Below are 14,617 nucleotides of genomic sequence, written 5' to 3' on the forward strand. Positions count from 1 at the left end.
GGGGGCGTCCCGTACATCGACCACGTCGAAACGCCTGATCAGCGACTGGCACACACCCGTGTGGTCGGCCGGCGGCCACAAACCCTGGCCGGTCATCGCCGTCTTCGCGCCGCTCGCCTCCGCGGCGGCGGCGATGCCCGCCATCAGACCGGTGAACGTCGGCCAGATGGCATTGACGTAACCGCCGCCGAGCAGGTGCAGCACGCCCGCGCTGCGGAGAACCTCGATCCCGTCCGCGAGATCCGGAACGGACGCCGGGGCACGCACCGCGCTCTCCACTCCCGTGCAGGCGACAACCGCGTCGTTGTCGAACCAGTGGCGCAGGCACAGTTGCCACAGCACGCTCGTGAAACGCGCCCGCGGATGCATGCCACGCAGGCGCGCGGCCGCCGCCTCGGGATACAGACAGTCCACGACCACGTCGACATCGGGAGCCACCCGGGCCAGATGGCGCAGCCAGGTGCCGGCGACGAGTTCATCGCCGTAGTTGGGAATTCCTGCCGGACATACGAGGTAGAGGACGCGATGTTCGCTGTCGATCATCAATGAACCGCAATCTCGGGTCGATGTGCCTCAGGCACCACGATGGAGCGCGGTCAGCTGCTCCAGCCGGGATACGCAGTCCGTCGGCGCGGGATCGGACATCGTGTCCGTGTACAGGCGGTGGGCGCCCTTTCGGAAGGTCGGCTCTTCGAGTACGCGGACCAGCGCCTTGTAGACGCTTACCCCGTCGAGCCCTTCCGGGTCCAGTGCGAGCCCCGCCCCGTACGCGGTCACCTGGCGCGCGGTGACCATTTCGTCCCACAGCGACTGGGGGACGATCACCTGCGGCACGTGGAAAGCCGCGGCCGAGGAAAAGGTTCCCCGGCCGCCGGCGTGGACGATCGCCGAGCAGGTCGGCAGGAGCAGGTCGAACGGTACGTAGCCGATGGCCCGCACGTTGTCCGGCAGCCGCCCGTAAGCGGACAGTTGTCCGCTGGTCATGGTGGTCAGCAGATCCACGTCCAGTTCTCGCGCCGCGTCGAGGAAATCCCGCAGCGGGAACGACAATTGCCCACCGTGGATTTGCTCCCTGGTCATACCGAGCGTCAGTACGACTCTGGGTCGCGGCGGCTGCTCGCACAGCCACGGGGCCGGTTCGGCCGGTCCGCCGTAGGGAATTCGACGGACCGGGACCGTCTTTTGCCTCGAACGGTACGGGTGGGGGCGACTCAGATCGACCGACCAGTGCCCCAGCAGAGTCTCCTCGCTGAACTCCAGGCCGTACGGATCGAGGAGCGGCATCAGCCAATCGACACACGGGTCCCCAACGACTCCTGCCGAGCCCGGGAATCGGTCGCGCATCTCGGTCAGGATTCGGGCGCGGAGCATCCCGATCGTGTCCATGCCCCACAGAACCCGAGCATGAGCGGCGCCGCAGAGTCGGGCGGCCACCGGAGCGGGGAACACGAGTGCGTCCCACAGAACGAGATCCGGCCGCCACGAGCCGGTGAACCCGACCAGGTGTCGCAGCAGGTCGCTTTGTCTCCCCAACTCGGAACCCGGCGCGTACACCTGCGTGTACATATAGCCCACAGCGTCACGAAAGTGGTTCCAACGGTCCTCGTCCTCGTCGTCCGGGTCCATGGCCAGGAAATCGGGCCGGTTGTGGGTGCCCGGGCGAACCGGGGACACATCTCCCGCACCGCCGAGTGGCACGGCGTTCAGGCCCGCCGCCATGATATGTCGCGTCGAGTCTCTCTCCGGCCCCCAGTCGCCGGTCAGTACGACCTCGTGCCCGGCGCTCCGCAGTGCCCAGGCGAGCGGGATCACCGCATTGAGGTGTGCTTTCACGGGCAGGGTCGCGAAAACGACTCGCATGCGAATCTCCGTTGTGGGCCGGCCGTCCTGAACTGCCCCCGAGCCTGGCCGTATTCGCCACCGATCACACGTTCCGTTGGGCCGATCGAGTCGCAGATTGCGGCATCCGGGTTACAAGCTCGCTTGTCGCAATCCCGGTGCCTCGGCCGCAGAGAAAGATGAAGCCGAAGCACACAGGGCGCCGAAGGGAGTCGAGCAATGCCGGCGATCGGGCGGGAGTTGCGCCGGCGTTCGGTGCGGACGAAGTCGTGGGGGCCCTTGATGCGGCGGGAATTGTCGGCATGATGCGAGCCGCCGTCATCGGAGCGGGATTTCTGGGAAGTGCCCTCGCGATCGGCGCCGAGCGCCGTGGATGGGACGTCACCGTATTCGGACACTCCGATCCCTACTCCCTGCGCGGAAATCCCGCGTCGGCCGGGGCTGTTCGGCTCGTCCTCGGGGACGGGGCCGACACATTGTCATCCGTCCTTCGCCGGGAAAGGGACCTGGGCGTCGTCGTCATCGCCGCCGGCGGCCGGTTCCCGGTACCGTCGGCAGCCGAGCCGGCCGCCGACGCGGTGGACACGCTGTCGCTGCTGATCAACGTCTGCGAGGCGGTGCGCACGCTCAGCCCCGACACGCGGATCCTGTTTCTGTCGTCGGCAGGCGGCGTCTACGCGCCGGGGCCCGGGACGGGGCTGCGAGCCGAGACGCACCGCGCGGAGCCCACCTCCCCCTACGGCATGTCGCGGCTGACGGGCGAGAATTACCTGGAGTTCTACCGGCGGGTGCACGGGCTGTCGTGCTCGTCCTTGCGCTGTTCCAACGTCTACGGTCGCCTCCTGCCCCAATCACGGGGGCAGGGAGTCGTGTCGGCGGCGTTCCGCTGCGCTTTGACGGCCGAACCGTTCCGGCTGCAAGGAGGAGGGGAACAGCGGAGGGATTTTCTGCACGTGGACGACTTCGTGCGCGCGACCCTCGATCTGATCTCCCTGCGCACCGATCTGCCCGGAACCGTCAACATCGGCTCCGGGGTGGGCTACTCGGTGGCGGAGGTGGTCGACCGAGTCGCCACCGTCATGAAGCGAGCGATTCCCGTCGTGCGGGGGCCGAGTGCCGGCACCGATGTCGGCAGTCTGGTGACGGATACCTCACTGCTTCGATCCCTCATCGATTTCGAGCCGTTGCGCCCCGACGCGGGCATCGCACTGATGGGACGCGAGCTGTGCCCCGACGTCGGCGTCGAACTCGTGGGGCGCGAGCCGCAGCCGGGCGCCTGCATGGACCGGACGTGAGACACGTCGCCAGGCTCCGAACCGGCACGCTTCGAGAAGGGCGAGTGGGATGTCGATTCTGATCACCGGTGCCGAGGACTTCCTTTCCTCGGCGCGTACGGTCGTGACGCCGCTGACCCCCGACCCGGAAACCTTCTTGAAAGAGCGCGAAGCGGCGTCCTTGTTCCGGGTGGAGGAGGTCCCGCTCGGATCCCTCGCGAGTTGGCATCTCGGGGACGGACTCCGCCACTCCTCGGGCCGCTTCTTCGGGATCGAGGGGCTTTGCGTCCGGACGAACTTCGGTACGACCCGGCAATGGTGCCAGCCGATCATCGTGCAGCCCGAGATCGGCGTCCTGGGGATCCTGGTCAAACGCATCAACGGCGTCCACCACTTCCTGATGCAGGCGAAGATGGAGCCGGGGAACAGTTCCCTGGTCCAGTACTGCGCGACGGTGCAGGCGACTCCCAGCAACTACCAACGGGTGCACGGTGGGAGGGCGACCCCGTATCTCGACTACTTCCTCACCCCCGGTACGCGAGTCGTCCTGTTCGACCAACTCCTTTCCGAACACTCCTCGTGGTATCTGTACAAGAGAAACCGCAACATGATCGTCGAGATCCCCGCGCACGAAGAGGTACCGATCGCGGACGACTTCACCTGGCTGACCCTGGGACAACTACGGCACCTGCTTGCACAGGGCAACAGAGTGAACATGAACGCGCGGACGGTTTTGGCGTCCATCCTCTATGCGGTTCCCGGTACGCCGCACGGCACCGGGAGCGCGTCCACGGCGTTCCACGCGGATATCGTCCGGTCGCACCAGAGGCATGCCTCCGACGGTGAGGTCGCGTCGGCGATGACGTGGCTCATCGATCAAAAGGCCCGGTTCAGCCTCGACGTCAAGAGGATCAGCCTGCGCGACATGACCGGATGGGTCTGCGACGAGGAGAGCATCCGGCACGACGAAGGACACTACTTCCGAATCGTCGGGCTGTCGGTCGGGGCGACGAGCAGGGAGGTGGGCACATGGGAGCAGCCGATGCTCCGGCCCAATCCCGGCAATGTCGTCTGCTTCGTCTGCCGGCGTCACCGCGACACCCTGCAATTCCTTGTCCAGGCGATGGCCCAGCCGGGCGCCACCGACCGGGTCGAGCTCGCCGCGACCGTTCAGCTGACCCCGGGCAATTACCACGGCCCGCAGGATCTACCGCCCCTGGCCGACCTTTTGGACTCCGATCCGTCGTGGGTGGTCGTGGACGCCGTGCAGTCCGAGGACGGCGGACGTTTTCGGCACGCCGATACCAGGAACCTGGTGATCCAAGTCCCGGACGACCATCCGATCGAAGCGCCGGCGAACTACCGGTGGATGTCCCTCGGATTGCTCAACCGGGTCATGCGCCTCGGCTACTACGTCAACGTCGAGGCGCGAAGCCTGATGGCCTGCCTCCTCTGACGCTTCGTCTCGGCGAACGCCTACGCGTACCTCCCCAGTTCGCTGGCCCGAAGGGCTGCGTTGTCGTGGATACCGATGACGTAGCCGTCGATGTCGCGAAAGTAGAACACGCGCTGGCCCACATCGTCGGTGAGCGGACCCTTGATGACCCGGGTGTGCCGGGCGACGTGATCGTGGAATCCGTCGAAATCCTCGACACCCATATACAGCATGCCGGCCAAACCGACCGAGGTATGGGCGAGTTCGGGCAACCAGGTCTTCAGGTCCGCATTACTGTAGAGCAATCCGCAGAAATCGCCCCGATACCGCAACATGTGAATGTCGTCACCGGGGCGCGCGATGCTCGAGTCCACATCGAAACCGAGCCCCTGGTAGAACGCGATACTGGCAGCGGTGTCCTTGACGCTGATGCACGTCGCGAACGGCATGACAACCTCCCACGGTGATCGCGACCGCCGGTACGGCAGGCCGCGCCTGACGGCCGGACGGGCGTTTTCGACTACTGGTTCTTGTATCCGGTACCGACACACGCACCGGCACCGGTACCGACAACAAAGCGCCCGCTTTCGGTTCGGTGACCGATGTTTCACCGTCCTTCCCGTAGGCGCTCGCCGCGGCGGTCGGGACCGACGTCGATCCGATCCACCGGCGGTGCGGAGTAGAACTGTTCGGCCCATTTTCGATATCGGCCGATGGGCCCGTCGCCGGGCGCCAGACGCGGCGCCCGCTGGTACTTCTGGTAATGCCACACCGGCAGATCCATGGCGCTGCCGGTGGCATGGACGACGTAGAAGACGTCGCGGACCAGGCGCGCCGCCACGGCGCTCACCGGTTTCGCGAGCGCCGTGGGCAGTTTGCCGATCGGCTCGACGGTCGCCGTGGCCGCGACCCGGAAGTGGGTCAGCCAGGGATCGACCGGGGTGGACAATGCGAAGAACCTGGCCGCGACTCCGGTCGACAGGTCGCAGTCGAGGACGGTCAGGCCGAGCCCGTACACCCGGAAGGTGTACTTCGCCGAAACCTGCCCGAGGCGTGGGAGCGTTCTGGTGACCTCGAAATCGCCGCTACAGACCCGGCCTTCGAACGACACGTTCGGGGTCCTTGCGAGGGTTGCTCTGTGCAGGTGCTCCAAGTGTCCGAAGTCGACGACGTTCTCGGTCGTCTGCTGCGGGTGGCAGGCGACCTCGTAGGTCTTCCCGCGAGGGATCTGCCGGCCCGCGGACGCGATCGTCGGTGGTTCCCACGTCGGTGGCGAGCCGTCCCGGCTGCGCCACACGAGGACCAGCCCGCCGGTCTCGCGCACCGGCAGGGTGTCGAGCGTCGCTCTGGGCGGCGGCTGTCCGTAGGACGTGCGCAGACACGGACCGTCCAAATCGAACGCGAATCTGTGGAATCCGCACACGATTTCCTCGCCGTACACGGTGCCCATGACGCCCAGATGCGCACCCAGATGGGGGCAGTGCGGGCGCAGCGCCCGCAGGACGCCGCTCGCGCCGCGAGCAAGTACGACGTCCTCGCCCGTCAACCGTCGCGTGAGGATCCCGCCGGCGTCGATCTCGTGGCCGAAGCCGACGCAGAACCACCCGTCCGGGTAAGGCAGGGGTGCCGACGGAAACGCCACGTTCGCCGGGGTGGCGCCCGCTCCGCGCGTGAACAGCTTCGAAGACTTGCGTGTGCCCGGAGTCGTCCAGGGCATGTTCCGCTCCGTTTCTCGGGTTCGCGTCCGGACGGACACCTCGGACCATGGGCGAGGCGCCGTTGGGCCATCGCCCTCACCCATCGCCCTCACCCGCCGCCCTCACCACCGCACCGGGAGTTCGGCCAGCCCGCCGGTCACGGCGTCGTGGCGCGTCCGCAACGCGTCCACGTCCACGGCCAGGCGCAGCGTGGGGAACCGGGTGACGAGTTGGCCGAACACCGCCTGGAGTTCGATGCGGGCCAAAGGCGCGCCGAGGCAATAGCGGATGCCGTACCCGAAGGTGACATGGGCCGCGGCAGAGCGGGTGACGTCCATCCGGTCCGGGTCGGGGAAGGCGGCGGGGTCGTGGTTGGCCGACCCGTTGTCCAGCAGTACCAACTCTCCGGCTCGGATCGTGGTTTCGTCGATTTCCAGGTCCTGCCGTGCGTACCGGGGGATCCCGCCGCCGCCCGTGCCCGAAGCACGCAGGATCTCCTCGACCGCGTTGGCGACCAGGGCGGGGTCGTTCACCAGCGCCTGCCACTGATCCCGGTTCGTCAGCAACAGCAGCGCACCCAGCCCGGTTTGTACCACCGTGGTCTCCTGCCCCGCGAACAGCAGTGCCATCGCCAAACCGGCGATCTCGTCGTCGGAGACACCCTCGGTCGCACACAGTCGGGAGATCACGTCGTCGCCGGGCTCGACGCGCTTGCGGGCGACCAAGTCGTTTCCGTAGCGGAATAGTTCGCCCACCCCGCGCTTCGATCGGGCCGCATCGCGGACATCGGCGGCCTCGGCGGTCCACGCGCGGAACTGCTCGCAGTCCTCGTACGGAACCCCGAGCAGTGCACAGATCACCAGAATCGGCAGCGGCACCGCGACCGCGGCGTGGAAATCCGCCGGTGACCCGTGCTCGGCCATATCGTCCAGCAGCCGCGCCGTCAGGGCCTCCACGCGCGGGCGCAGGGGCCGCATTCGCTTGGGCGAGAAGTGCGGTTGCAGGAGGGATCGAAGGCGTGCGTGGTCGGCCACCTCCGTGGCGAAGTCGCCCAACAGGCCGTCGAACAACGTCTCGCCGGTGCGCGCCGCGGTCTCGGGGGTCGGATGGGTGCGACCGAGCCTGTGGTCGTCCAGCAGTTGCCGAACCTGCGCGTGACCGGTGACCAGCCATGCTTGGTCCCCCAGTGCCGTCCGCACGCGGTGCACGGTGCCCCGGGACCGCAACTCACGCAACTCCGGAGCGACTTGCAACACCCTTTGTTCGAACGGCAATCGCGCCGTGACGTCCATGGCACCTCCGGGGGATCCGCTCGGGCCGGCGCAAGGATCCGCATGGAGCTCAGTCATCGTGTGGTCGCCGTGCGACGACCAGGAGGTATCCCAGGGCGCGAACGTCGATCACGGACTGCGGATTGTAGAAACATGCCGCTTCCGTGTCCTCGAATTCGAAGCGCAGTTTCTCCGCCCGCTCCGCCAGGAAGGCGAACGACTTGGGCAGGGTCTCGTCGGTGATGTCCAGCATCTCCCCGAACCGCAGGCCCGACGCCTGCAGCAGTGGTGGGTACTCGTCGAGCAGCACGGTCGTCGAACCCATCGTCCGTTGCAGGGCGTGCCGGGCGGGAGTCGTCGACACCCGCCGATAGAAGTCGGTCCACACGATCCTGCCGCCGGGGCGCACCACGCGCCGCATCTCCCGGAGCACCTGTACCCGGTCGGGCATGTGGCACATCGACTCGAGCGCGAGGACCGCGTCGAAGGAGGCATCGGCGAACGGCAACTCCATGGCGTTCGCCAGCCGGAAATCAAGGCGGTCCCCAAGCGACGCCTCCCGCGCCAGTACGTCGGCGCGGGCGATCTGCTCCCGGCTGACCGAGATGCCTGTCACGTGCGCCCCTGTGCGGCGAGCGATCCGCGCGGCCGGGGCTCCCACTCCGCAGCCGACGTCGAGCAGACGGCTTCCGGCACCGATCCGCAGGCGCTCGGTCGTGATGTCGGTGAGCCGGTCCGTGGCCTCGTCGTACGTGAGTTCGCTCTCGGGGGTATCCCAATAACCGAGATGCGCGTTGTAACCGCACCGCGCGTCATCGCCCAGGAAGTCGACGGCAAGACCGGTCATGCGGTCGTACAATTGCCCGACCTCCTCGGCCACGGGAACGGTCGACGCTGTCGCTTGGTCTTCCATGAGTCCTCCTCGAAGGCGACGGGCGCCCTGGTACACGGCCTTGGCACACGAGTGAGCATTTCCCGGCACACCGGGGAGCGAGATGCTCCCCGGCGCGACCGGTGGCACCGAACGGATCACTGCGTTCGACCGGGGTGGATTTCGTCGGCGTGGTGCCCGTTTCGTGCGGACGGCCTCAGACGCCCGCGACTCCCCGGGAGCGTTTACGGTGCGTCCCGCTCCCGACCTCGCCCGCCGGTTGTCCCGGAGTGCGCACGGCAGTTCCGGCCGGCTTGCCGGGGAGAGGGACGACGCCCGTGGGGATCGTGCTCGGCGTCCGCTCGCGCAGGGACATCGGGAGCGAGCGCGGCGTGGCGGACAGCCGCGGACTGAGGCGGGTGTGTGCTTCGGGAAGCGGATCGAGCTCCCACCGGGCCACGATGGAGGCCAGTGCGAGGGTGGCCTCGGTCAAGGCGAAGTCTTCCCCGATGCACTTTCGGGCGCCACTGCCGAAGGGCGTGAACGCCCCTCGGGGCAGGCGAACACTGTCGTCACCCCACCGGTCGGGATCGAAACGCTCGGGGTCGGGGAACAGGTCGGCGCGGTGGTGCACGATGTGCGGGCTGTACACGACGACCGAGCCGGCCGGAAGACGACGGCCCGCCAGTTCGGCGTCCTTGGTCGTGACCCTGGTGAACAGCCAACCGGGCGGGTACAGGCGCAGGGATTCCATGATCACCCGGTGCGTCAGCCGCAGGTTCGGGATGTCGTCGTACTGGGCGATCCGGCCGGCGAGTACGGTGTCGACCTCGTCGTGGAGGCGCTTGCGGATGTCGGGATTGCGCCCGAGCAGGTACAACGCCCACGACAGCGCGGGGGCCGAGGTCTCGCTGCCGCCGAGGTAGAACGTGAAGACCTGGTCGTGGATCTCGGCGTCGGTCAGTCCTTGTCCCTGGTCGTCGCGAACGGCCAGCAGGATGGACAACAGGTCGCCGTGGTCCACGCCCGCGCGCCGGTAGTCCGAGGTGAGCTGGGCGACATACTGCCGCAGGCGTGCCCGGGCCCGGTCGAAGCGGCGGTTGCTCGAAGTCGGCAGCCGGTTCAGGAAGGACCAGGGCAGGAGCATCCGGCGCATCATGCCGGTCATGACGGTGTGCATGCACAGCCGCAGTTCTTCGAAGGTCGCGTCGTCGAGTTCGGCGGCGAAGAGCGTGCGCGTGGCCAGGGTCGCCGCGAATTCGTTCACGGTGGCCAGCACGTCGAGTTCCCGGCTTTCCGTCCAGCCGTCGAGCATCACGGCGACCTCCGCGGACATCACCTTGGCGTATTCGGGAAGGCGGTCGCGGTGAAAGGCCGGTTGCAGCAGCCGACGTTGCTGACGGTGATCGTCGTGGGGGCAGGTCGCCAGTCCGTTTCCGGCGACGGTCCGCACGAGGTCGAAGATCGCCCCGCCCTTGTCGTAGGTCCGGTCGTCGACGAGGACCCGGTGGACCAGATCCGGATCGCACAGCACGTAGAACGGCATCGGTCCGAGTTTGATCCTGACCAGGTCCCCGTGCGCGGCCAGCGAGGCCAGGAAGTCGAGCGGTCGTCTGCCGAGCCGTACCGCGTGACCGAGCACGGGCAAGGCTCCCGGAGCCGAGGCGAATCTCGGGTGGTCCGTCATGTTCCTCTTTCGTTCGGACGGTCGTTTCCCGGTGTTGTCACCCTCGCCTGTGGGCGACCCAGCAGCCCATGATCACTTTTCCCTCCCGGCAGGCGTCGCGGAGCGCGGGCACGGACGCCTGGAGCAGGGTTTCGAAGCTCTCCGTCGGTGTGTCCGAACCGTTGCCGCCGGCCGCGCTCGCGGAATTCGCCGCGCACAGACGCCAGTTCGGCTCGATGTCGCCGTGGTCGCTGTATCGGGACACCGACTCGACCTCGAACCCCGCGGCTTCCAAGTGACCCTCGACCGCGCCGAACGGGATGAGACGCGGGATGGCGAACGCCCGACACATCGGTTCCACCCACCGCTCGTAGTCGGCGTCCGAGAGGTCGTCGGCACAAAACCAGTCCACGCCGACGAACGCGCCACCGCCTTTGAGTACCTTGGCCACCTCCGCGTACGCACGGTCCTTGTCGGGTGTGTAGCACAGGGCCTCGATCGAGAAGGCACCGTCGAACGCGGCCGGTGCGAACGGCAGTGCCATCGCGTCCGCCTCGACGAACGTCAGTCGCCGCCCCACGTCGCCGGTGCGGTTCATGGCTCGTGCGACCCGGACCTGATGTCCGCAGATGTTCACACCCGTCACGTCGGCGCCGGTGTACTCGGCGATCGCCGCGGCCGGGCCCCCGATGCCGCACCCGACGTCGAGGAGCGCGTCGCCCGCGGCGAACCCGCCCCGGTCCGCGAGCCACCGTTGCAACGCCGACTGGGCCTCGGGCAGTTGCTGCCCTTCGGTGAACCACGCGAGGTGGAACGAGTCCGACCACACGTCACGGCACATCGGAGTCACCAGCTCGTAGTAACGATCGACGACGCGCGCGTAGTTCTTCTCCCGGTCTCCGGACGTCTCCACCAATTCGAGGTACTCGGTGTTCTGCATGCGATGTCCCTTTCGGCAACGGGATGACGACCGACCGGAGACGGCGCCGCGAACGGCCCTCTCCGCGCTCGGTACCGGAACTGCGGTGCGTGTGCGGGCCGGCTACGCCGGGCCGAAGGCCCAGGCGGGACGGGAGGCCACCCGTCACCTCCGCGCGAGTGCCTCGGCCGCGCCGACTCGGCTGTGCCCCGTCGGCGAAACAGCCGCCGGTGCCAGGGTGAAGAAGCGCTGCTGCCACAGGCCGTGCAGCTCCGACCGCATCCGTTGCGTCGTGCCACCCGTCCCGGACGCGAGCGAACCGAGCGTGCGCACGCCGTCCGCTTGCTCCAACAACGCGAACAACTCCGGTGATACGGCGGCCCGCGGGCCGCCGGCGTAGTCGAGAACGATCTCGTGGGAGACGACGTTCTCGCCGGCGCGGCCGGCCCGCGTGTTCCTGGTCAGCTTCGTGACGGGCCGAAGAGCGGGCACGAGGTCGTCCAAGGCGTCCATGTACCCGGGTCGCCGCCGCACCACGAAGTCGTCGACGACCAGGCAGTCGAGTTCGGTGGTCAACAGGCAGGTCACCGCGTCCTCGACGCTTTGCACGATGGGCTCGGCGTTGTTGTTCATCGACGTGTTCAGCAGGACCGGGGTACCGGTGAGGGCACCGAAGCGGGTGACCAGGCGGTGCACCCGCTCGTCGACCTCCGGGTCGACGATCTGGATCCTGGCGGTGCCGTCGACATGCGTGACCGCGCCGAGCGTTTCCCGGTGCTCGGGGCGAACCCGCACCACGAACGACATGAAGTCGTAGTTCGCGGCCGTGTCCGGCAGTTCGAAGTAGGTGCGGGCGGCCTCGGGCACGACCATGGGCGCGAACGGCCGAAAGCTCTCCCGCTTCTTGATCATCGCGTTGATCCGGGTCCGGTTCGCCGCGGGCCGGGGATCGGCGAGGATGCTGCGATTGCCCAGCGCACGCGGCCCGAACTCGGAGCGGCCCTGTGCCCACCCGACGACGGCGCCGTCCGCGAGCAGCCGCGCCGTCGTCTCGACGACGTCCGCCGGCCGCTCGACATCGACCGATCCGCACCACGACGCGAGTTTCTCCTCGACCGCCCGAGTACTGCCCAGGGCGGGACCCACGCTCGCGCTGCGCAGTCGCTCCTTGAGCCTTACCGTCGCGCCCAACGACTCCTGTGCCAGCAGGGCCGCCCCCTCCGCCGTGCCGGCGTCGTGGGAGGCGGGGTGCACGAACACCTCGGAGAACAGCCCCGACCGCAGAACGGCACCGTTGAGGCTGCAGTTGTGCGCGACACCGCCACTGAACACCAGCCTGGTGTGTCGCGTGGTCCGACCCCAGTGCCCCATGACGTGCAAAACGATCCGCTCCAGCGTCTCCTGCAGCCCGGCGGCGAAGTCCTTGTGGCGCTGCTCCACCGGGTCCGTCGCGCGTCGGGGCGGCAGTCCGTGGGCGAAGAACACGCCGCCCACGTAATCCATGTTCAGCGCATGGCCGGGGAATGCGTAGTCTCCGTCCGGGCCCAGTGCGTACATCGATTCGAATACCGCACGGTAAACGCCCGGATCCCCGTACGGCGCCAGGCCCATCACCTTGTACTCGTCACCGAAACGAAATCCGAGATGCCTGGTCGCGCCCATGTAGACCAGTCCCAGCGAATTTTGCATGGGCAACTTCGAAAGGACGTCCAGTCGGCCGTCCACGGCGCCGAAGACGGTTCCGGAGGAGTCCTCGCCCATGCCGTCGAGGACCACGACCAACGCGTCCTCCATACCGGAACGCGTGAAGCCGGAGATCGCGTGCGCCCGATGATGAGACACGAAGAACAGCTTGTCGTCGGGAAGGTCCCAGCCCAACCCCTCGCTCAACCGGTCCTTGACGAGCTGCCGCGAATAGCGGGCGGGCACCGTGGGGTTGTCGATGTAGAGCCCGTTGAGCATGAAGTCGAGATACTGCTCGGGAAAGTAGTATCCGACCGCATCGATGTCGGCGGGGGAGACGTCGGCGATGTCGAGACAGGCTCGAAGGGCGTTGACGGGAAACTTCGTCGTGTGCTTGATCCGATTGATGCGCTCTTCCTCGACCGCCGCGAGCAGGACGCCGTCCCGCACCAGGGCTGCGGCGGCGTCGTGATACATGTACTCCCGCAGGCCGGGAACGATATCGGAGTTCCCCGGGGAGAAGTTTCCGTTCAGCCCGATTGTCAACACGACCGAGAACTTAACCGTGAAGTCGGGCGGATACAACGAACACGGCGACAAACGCGCCGACTTCATACGTTCGGCCGACGCCGGCGTCCTCGTCGCGGGGAACCCGACGATCCGTTGTCGGCGTCCTCGACGACAGGTCGTCTCAAGGAGGTCACGCGGTGGGTACGCACGCCGACATCGTCAAACCACTACCGGAGCTGCTCGGGCAACACGCCCGGCTTTTCGGGGACAAGGTCTGTTTCGAGGACCGCCTCACGCAGGTGACCTACCGGGAACTGGAACGAAGGACCGCGCGGTTGGCCGGTCACCTGGCAGGACTGGGCGTGGAGCGCGGTGACCGGGTGGCGGTACTGCTGGGCAACCGTGTCGAGACGGTCGAGAGCCTGCTCGCCGTCACCCGGGCGAGTGCCGTGGGCGTACCTTTGGACCCCGGGGTCTCGGAGCAGGAACTGACCCGTTTGCTGGACGACAGCGGGGCACGGGTGCTCGTCACCGACGTCGCCTGCCTGACCCGACGGCGAACGTTGGCGTCGCGACCCGGGCTGACCGTGGTGGCGGCCGAGGGCGGCGACGAGGACGCGGGCGGGAAATCGCCTTCGTGCGCGGTCGTCGCGGAGTCCGCGGACGGTGCCGGCGGTACCGGGGGCGGGCCCGCCGCGGTCGTGGGGGGCGTATCGCGGTACGAGGAATTGGCGGCCACGGAGCCGCGGACGCCGGCCCGGGACGACCTCGCACTGGACGACGTGGCCTGGCTGCTCTACACCTCGGGTTCCTCCGGCGAGCCCAAGGGTGTCCTGTCCACCCAGCGCAACCGCCTCGCGCCGATCGCGACGGGCCTCGTCGGCATCCTCGGCCTGTCCGAACAAGACCGCGTGCTCAGGCCGTTGCCCCTGCATCACGCGATGAGCCAGGTGGTGTGTCTCCTCGGGGTGACCGCCGTGGGGGCCAGCGCGATGTTGCTGCCCCGGTTCTCGGTGGCCGAGGTGCTCGGTGAACTGCGCCGTGCGGACGCCTCGTTCACCTTGCTCGGCGGGGTCCCGACCACGTATTCGGCCCTGCTCGACGCGGTCCGCGGCGAGGAGAGCGGCCGGGACGGCGGCGGTCTCGGCGCCCCCGCGCTGCGGGGTTGCGTCAGTGCCGGTGCCGCGGCGGGGCCCGGCTTTCGCGAGTCCTTCGAGGCGATCTGCCGGGTCCCCTACCTGGAGCACTACGGCAGCACGGAGGCCGGCCCGGTCACCATGCCGGCGCCGGACGAGGCGACGGCGTCCGGAGCGTGCGGTCGGGTGCTGCCCGACGTCCGGGTCCGCGTCGGCGGAGGCCCCGACGGCCGGGACACGGGCGAGGGCGAGTTGTGGGTCAACGGGCCCGGAATCATGGCCGGTTACCACAACAGGCCGGAGGCCACCGCACAGG

Annotated in this window: 12 protein-coding genes; 3 read left to right on the plus strand and 9 right to left on the minus strand. The window is 68.0% G+C overall.

What is annotated here, in order from left to right; translation table 11 throughout:
• A partial coding sequence (locus GT354_RS50020) for a polysaccharide pyruvyl transferase family protein (protein WP_202513175.1) occupies positions 1-543 on the minus strand: 543 nt, incomplete at its 3' end.
• Positions 544-573: 30 nt separating this feature from the next.
• Entirely contained in the window at positions 574-1,860 is a 1,287-nt protein-coding gene (locus GT354_RS50025) for a nucleotide disphospho-sugar-binding domain-containing protein (protein ID WP_161364856.1), read from the minus strand.
• Between the two features lie 281 nt (positions 1,861-2,141).
• On the opposite strand from GT354_RS50025, the gene GT354_RS50030 reads away from it, so the two are divergent.
• Positions 2,142-3,134, plus strand: coding sequence for an NAD-dependent epimerase/dehydratase family protein (locus tag GT354_RS50030; protein WP_161364858.1), 993 nt, complete (start codon positions 2,142-2,144; stop codon positions 3,132-3,134).
• Between the two features lie 49 nt (positions 3,135-3,183).
• A complete protein-coding gene (locus GT354_RS50035; RefSeq protein ID WP_161364861.1) occupies positions 3,184-4,569 on the plus strand; it encodes an NDP-hexose 2,3-dehydratase family protein in 1,386 nt (461 codons plus the stop codon).
• Positions 4,570-4,589: 20 nt separating this feature from the next.
• On the opposite strand, the gene GT354_RS50040 is transcribed toward GT354_RS50035, so the two are convergent.
• From GT354_RS50040 to GT354_RS50070, 7 genes are all read right to left on the minus strand, one after another.
• Positions 4,590-4,997: a VOC family protein gene (locus GT354_RS50040; protein ID WP_161364863.1), complete on the minus strand. Its 408-nt coding sequence runs from the start codon at positions 4,995-4,997 to the stop codon at positions 4,590-4,592.
• Between the two features lie 158 nt (positions 4,998-5,155).
• On the minus strand, positions 5,156-6,265 hold the full coding sequence (locus GT354_RS50045; protein ID WP_161364865.1) for a Rieske 2Fe-2S domain-containing protein: 1,110 nt from the start codon (positions 6,263-6,265) through the stop codon (positions 5,156-5,158).
• Positions 6,266-6,367: 102 nt separating this feature from the next.
• Positions 6,368-7,537, minus strand: a complete 1,170-nt coding sequence (locus tag GT354_RS50050) for a cytochrome P450 (protein WP_161364867.1) — start codon at positions 7,535-7,537, stop codon at positions 6,368-6,370.
• Between the two features lie 49 nt (positions 7,538-7,586).
• Positions 7,587-8,429, minus strand: a complete 843-nt coding sequence (locus GT354_RS50055; protein ID WP_161364868.1) for a methyltransferase domain-containing protein — start codon at positions 8,427-8,429, stop codon at positions 7,587-7,589.
• A gap of 175 nt (positions 8,430-8,604) precedes the next feature.
• Positions 8,605-10,074: a cytochrome P450 gene (locus GT354_RS50060; protein WP_237535283.1), complete on the minus strand. Its 1,470-nt coding sequence runs from the start codon at positions 10,072-10,074 to the stop codon at positions 8,605-8,607.
• Positions 10,075-10,111: 37 nt separating this feature from the next.
• Positions 10,112-10,993 carry a class I SAM-dependent methyltransferase gene (locus GT354_RS50065; RefSeq protein ID WP_161357806.1) on the minus strand — a complete coding sequence of 294 codons (882 nt, stop codon included), beginning with the start codon at positions 10,991-10,993 and terminating at the stop codon, positions 10,112-10,114.
• Positions 10,994-11,137: 144 nt separating this feature from the next.
• On the minus strand, positions 11,138-13,204 hold the full coding sequence (locus tag GT354_RS50070) for a carbamoyltransferase C-terminal domain-containing protein (protein ID WP_346012099.1): 2,067 nt from the start codon (positions 13,202-13,204) through the stop codon (positions 11,138-11,140).
• A 158-nt stretch (positions 13,205-13,362) separates the two neighbouring features.
• Here GT354_RS50070 and GT354_RS50075 point away from each other — a divergent pair.
• Positions 13,363-14,617, plus strand: a 1,255-nt coding sequence (locus tag GT354_RS50075; protein ID WP_161364870.1) for a class I adenylate-forming enzyme family protein, incomplete at its 3' end; no start/stop codon positions are given.

Origin of the sequence: Streptomyces sp. SID3343 (assembly GCF_009865215.1) — a bacterium.
Classification (GTDB): Bacteria; Actinomycetota; Actinomycetes; order Streptomycetales; family Streptomycetaceae; genus Embleya.

What these genes read in the sequence shown, in the direction of transcription:
- GT354_RS50025 (WP_161364856.1), bottom strand. Translation starts at nt 1,860, where the DNA reads ATGCGAGTCGTTTTCGCGACCCTGCCCGTGAAAGCACACCTCAATGCG.
- GT354_RS50030 (WP_161364858.1), top strand. Translation starts at nt 2,142, where the DNA reads ATGATGCGAGCCGCCGTCATCGGAGCGGGATTTCTGGGAAGTGCCCTC.
- GT354_RS50035 (WP_161364861.1), top strand. Translation starts at nt 3,184, where the DNA reads ATGTCGATTCTGATCACCGGTGCCGAGGACTTCCTTTCCTCGGCGCGT.
- GT354_RS50040 (WP_161364863.1), bottom strand. Translation starts at nt 4,997, where the DNA reads ATGCCGTTCGCGACGTGCATCAGCGTCAAGGACACCGCTGCCAGTATC.
- GT354_RS50045 (WP_161364865.1), bottom strand. Translation starts at nt 6,265, where the DNA reads ATGCCCTGGACGACTCCGGGCACACGCAAGTCTTCGAAGCTGTTCACG.
- GT354_RS50050 (WP_161364867.1), bottom strand. Translation starts at nt 7,537, where the DNA reads ATGGACGTCACGGCGCGATTGCCGTTCGAACAAAGGGTGTTGCAAGTC.
- GT354_RS50055 (WP_161364868.1), bottom strand. Translation starts at nt 8,429, where the DNA reads ATGGAAGACCAAGCGACAGCGTCGACCGTTCCCGTGGCCGAGGAGGTC.
- GT354_RS50060 (WP_237535283.1), bottom strand. Translation starts at nt 10,074, where the DNA reads ATGACGGACCACCCGAGATTCGCCTCGGCTCCGGGAGCCTTGCCCGTG.
- GT354_RS50065 (WP_161357806.1), bottom strand. Translation starts at nt 10,993, where the DNA reads ATGCAGAACACCGAGTACCTCGAATTGGTGGAGACGTCCGGAGACCGG.